The 2,671-nt window shown below is 64.2% G+C and carries 4 protein-coding genes; 2 read left to right on the plus strand and 2 right to left on the minus strand.

Going from position 1 to position 2,671, the window contains the following annotated elements:
* The coding region (locus RBR29_RS11845; protein WP_320349511.1) for a magnesium chelatase domain-containing protein at positions 1 to 691 on the minus strand (691 nt) is incomplete at its 3' end.
* A 92-nt stretch (positions 692 to 783) separates the two neighbouring features.
* Complete coding sequence (locus tag RBR29_RS11850) at positions 784 to 1,182, minus strand: hypothetical protein (RefSeq protein ID WP_320349512.1); 399 nt, start codon at positions 1,180 to 1,182, stop codon at positions 784 to 786.
* Between the two features lie 510 nt (positions 1,183 to 1,692).
* Here RBR29_RS11850 and RBR29_RS11855 point away from each other — a divergent pair.
* Positions 1,693 to 2,031: a P-II family nitrogen regulator gene (locus tag RBR29_RS11855; protein WP_320349513.1), complete on the plus strand. Its 339-nt coding sequence runs from the start codon at positions 1,693 to 1,695 to the stop codon at positions 2,029 to 2,031.
* Positions 2,032 to 2,057: 26 nt separating this feature from the next.
* Positions 2,058 to 2,671, plus strand: a 614-nt coding sequence (locus RBR29_RS11860) for an ammonium transporter (protein WP_369293026.1), incomplete at its 3' end; no start/stop codon positions are given.

A 2,671-nucleotide genomic window follows, 5' to 3' on the forward strand; every position in this document is an offset into this window, starting at 1 on the left:
CCACCCCTGGGCAGCCCGTCATCAGCAGACCATGTCCGCCGGCAGCCGCCAGCTCCAGGGCACGCCGCGCCGCCTGTTGACCACGAACGTCCGACAGGCACGGCACGGACTCATCGTCTGTCGGCTCATCGCACATCGGCAGCGCATCAGGCAGCACCTGCTGACCGGAAAAATGGGCCACCACATCGTCCAGGCCGCCAGCCGCCAGCACCCGCAGACCCGGCACCCGGGCAGCTACGCCTGCCGAAGCTGGCGCCATGACCAACACGGCATCCGGATCGTGGCGGGCAACCGAAAGCGCAATCGCCAGCGCAGCGTCCGCTGGCACGACACTGCCGGTCAGCGACAATTCGCCCGCCAGCACATAATGCCGCACATCGGGCACCTGTCCCCGGGCGTCGACAATCTGCCCGGAGGCCAGCAGCACGCCCAACGCAATTGGCAAATCGAAACGGCCGGAATCCTTGGGCAAGTCGGCGGGGGCCAGATTGGCGGTGATCCGACCAGCCGGAAATTCGAAGCCGCAACTCAGCAGTGCCGAACGCACTCGTTCGCGGCTTTCGCGCACGCCCACGCCTGGCAAGCCGACAATGGAAAAAGAAGGCAGGCCGCTGCCCACATGGACCTCGACCTGCACAGGCCAGACCCGCAGCCCGAACAGGGCCCGGCTGGATAGAACGGCAAGCGACATCAGATCCTCCCGCATGCTCCGCGCCCACTATAGAGGACACCAAGGGATCGCAGGAGGCCGGCGGGACAATTACGTCCCGCCTCTTGACGTGCTTATTTCGAGCCGCTGTTCGAGTTGCCGACGGCGTCCTGGATGGCGGCATCAGCCTTGGCTGCGCCTTCCTTCACGGATTCGCGGGCGCTGTTGGCGGCTTCACCGGCCTCGCGGGCCAGTTCACCCGCCTTGTCGGACACGGCCTGGCCGACTTCAGCCGCCTTGTCCTTGGCGGCCTCGGCCGATTCCTTGATCTTGTCCTGCATGGACTGTGAGTCGGCCGGAGCACTCTGCTGTTCTTGCGTGGCGGGAGGCACGGGAGCCGGGGTCGGCGCCGTCGAAGGCGCGGGAGCCGCCGGAGGCGGCGCAGAAGCGTCATCGCTCTTGGAGCACGCAGCCAGCAGGCTGAGCGATGCCACCATGGCAGCCAGAGTCAGCGTTTTACGCGTCATGTTCATGATCTTCCCTATGCAAAATTCCGCTGTATGAAATGCGGATCATTTTCAAAGACCGGTCTGTTACAACCGGGGTAGTTACAATTCTAGCGACCCTGGAAAACGGGTAAACCCTGACTTGTAATGACTGATGACTGGACAGCTTCACGCATAAAGTGCCGCCATCCCGCTCTGCCAGCAGGGAAAATCTCCTGGAATACCTGACGGCAGCCGGCAGCGGGATCAACAACTGGACACAAAACCAAGGCCATTCCCGGTGCCGATCAGCCGCATCAACGCTTCAAGCATCGAATTGCTTGCCGGGGATGCAGACAGCGGGGCATCATCAGCCACCCGCATGCGCACCAATCCAGTGCGGCGCCGCACCCACGCGGTGCGGGGCAGGCGCCACCATCACGCCAGCGTCTGATCGGCGCCCGCCCTCCCCCAGCCCGCCTCACACGCAACGAAAAATCAGAGTTGGCACGCCCCTTGCTACAAGCCTGTGTGCACGCACACTGCAAAGGAGCACTCATGAAACTCGTCACTGCGCTCATCAAGCCGTTCAAGCTGGAAGAAACCCATGCCGCGTTGGAAGCCGCCGGCATCCAGGGCATGACCGTCACGGAAGCCAAGGGCTTTGGCCGACAGAAAGGTCATACCGAGCTCTACCGCGGAGCGGAATACCAGGTTGATTTCCTGCCCAAGCTGCAGATCCAGGTCGCCGTCCCGGATGCCCTGGTGGAAATGACCGTCGAATGCCTGACCCAGGCGGCCCGCACCGGCAAGATCGGCGACGGCAAGATTTTCGTCACTCCCCTGGAACACGTCGTGCGCATCCGCACGGGCGAGACCGGCGAAGCCGCTCTCTGACGCATCATACAAAAGGAGCATTCCTCATGGACAAAAGTGATCTGGTCTGGACCACGACCTCGGCCCTGCTGGTCTGGCTGATGTGTACGCCAGGATTGGCGCTGTTCTATGGCGGGCTGGCGCGCAAGCGCCATGCGCTGTCCGTCATGACCCAGACACTGGGGGTCTGCGCACTGGTCGCGGTGCTGTGGTTCGCCTATGGCTATTCCCTGGTGTTCACCGAAGGTTTCGGCGGCCTGGGCGGATGGTCCCGCCTGGGGCTGGCAGGCCTGTACCAGGCGGGTAATGCCGATGCGCCCATGCCACTGCTGGGCACGATCCCGGAACTGCTGTTTGCCCTGTTCCAGGCGACATTCGCCGCCATCACCTGCGGCCTGATCACCGGCAGCATGGCCGAACGCACCCGCTTCGGTGCGGCACTGGCCTTCGCCGGCCTGTGGTTCACTCTGGGCTACATCCCGATCGCGCACATGGTCTGGGCCGCAGACGGCTGGCTGCATCTGCGCGGCGCGCTGGATTTCGCCGGTGGCACGGTCGTTCATATCAGCGCCGGAGTGGCCGGCCTGGTTGGTGCGCGCTGGGTCGGCCCTCGGCTGGGATACGGCCGGGAACCCATGCTGCCCCACAGCCTGCCCTTGAA

It is taken from the genome of Castellaniella sp., assembly GCF_034007085.1.
GTDB lineage: Bacteria > Pseudomonadota > Gammaproteobacteria > Burkholderiales > Burkholderiaceae_B > Castellaniella.

Excerpts from the sequence above, each read along its gene's own strand:
- RBR29_RS11850 (WP_320349512.1), bottom strand. The coding sequence starts at position 1,182 with ATGAACATGACGCGTAAAACGCTGACTCTGGCTGCCATGGTGGCATCG.
- RBR29_RS11855 (WP_320349513.1), top strand. The coding sequence starts at position 1,693 with ATGAAACTCGTCACTGCGCTCATCAAGCCGTTCAAGCTGGAAGAAACC.